The organism is Streptomyces sp. NPDC048483 (assembly GCF_040651455.1).
Classification (GTDB): Bacteria; Actinomycetota; Actinomycetes; order Streptomycetales; family Streptomycetaceae; genus Streptomyces.
In genome coordinates this window covers 1-1,329 of record NZ_JBEZJZ010000261.1, presented here as the reverse complement: position 1 = coordinate 1,329, position 1,329 = coordinate 1, and the positions used below count along the sequence as shown (strand labels likewise).

Sequence of the window (1,329 nt, the reverse complement as noted above, 5' to 3'; positions counted from 1 at the left end):
CTGTCCGCCGAGGAGGGCGTGGCCCTCTTCGACGCCGCGCTCGGAACCACCGAGCCCATGGCACTCCCCGTCCGCCTGGACCTCGCGGCGCTACGCGCACAGGGCGAGCCCCAGCCGCTGCTGCGCGGCCTGATCCGTACGCGGACCCGCCGATCAGGCGCCGTCGCGGCATCCGGCATCGTGCAGCGCCTGACCGGGCTGTCCACGGCGGAGCGACGCGAGGCGCTGCTCGATGTCGTGCGCGCCCAGATCGCGGCGGTCCTGGGTCACGCGAGCCCGGAGACGGTCGACCCGGACCGGGCCTTCCAGGACCTCGGCTTCGACTCCCTCACCGCGATCGAACTCCGCAACCTGCTGGGCAGGGCCACCGGACTGCGGCTCCCGGCGACGACCGTGTTCGACCACCCGACGGCCGACGCCCTGGCCGGCCACCTCCTGGACGAGCTGTTCGGCGCGGAGACCAAGACGCCGGTCCCGGTGCCCGCCCTCCCGTCGCTGACGGACGACCCGGTCGTGATCGTCGGCATGAGCTGCCGTTTACCCGGCGGTGTCGCCTCGCCCGAGGACCTGTGGCGGCTGGTGTCCGAAGGCGTGGACGCCGTCTCGGACTTCCCCACCGACCGAGGCTGGGAGATCGAGGACACGGATGACCCCGAGCGGGCGGGCGCCATCGCCACTCGCTCCGGCGGCTTCCTGTATGACGCGGCGGAGTTCGACCCCGAGTTCTTCGGGATGAGCCCCCGAGAGGCCCTGACCACCGACGCCCAGCAGCGGCTGCTGCTGGAGACGACCTGGGAGGCGTTGGAACGCGCCGGTATGGACCCGGCCACCCTCCGCGGCAGCCGGACGGGCGTCTTCGCCGGCGTGATGTACCACGACTACTCGACGCTGCTCTCCGGGCGCGAGTTCGAGGGCTACCAGGGCAGCGGCAGCGCGGGGAGTGTTGCCTCGGGCCGGGTCTCCTACACCTTCGGCTTCGAGGGCCCGGCCGTCACGGTCGACACGGCGTGCTCGTCGTCGCTGGTCGCCCTGCACCTGGCTGCGCAGTCGCTGCGCCAGGGCGAGTGCTCTCTTGCGCTCGCGGGCGGTGTGACCGTGATGTCCACACCGCTGACCTTCGTGGAGTTCTCCCGCCAGGGCGGGCTCTCCCCGGACGGGCGCTGCAAGGCGTTCGCCGACACCGCCGACGGCGTCGGCTGGGCCGAAGGCGCCGGAATCCTGGTGCTGGAGCGCCTGTCCGACGCGCGCCGTAACGGGCACCGGGTGCTTGCGGTGGTGCGGGGTAGTGCGGTGAATCAGGATGGTGCGTCGAATGGGTTGACGGCGCCG

1 protein-coding gene is annotated in these 1,329 nt (G+C 72.5%); it reads left to right on the top strand.

Annotated elements, in window-relative coordinates:
* Positions 1 to 1,329: beta-ketoacyl synthase N-terminal-like domain-containing protein (locus tag AB0D04_RS42690; RefSeq protein ID WP_362712883.1), on the top strand; the 1,329-nt coding region annotated here is incomplete at both ends.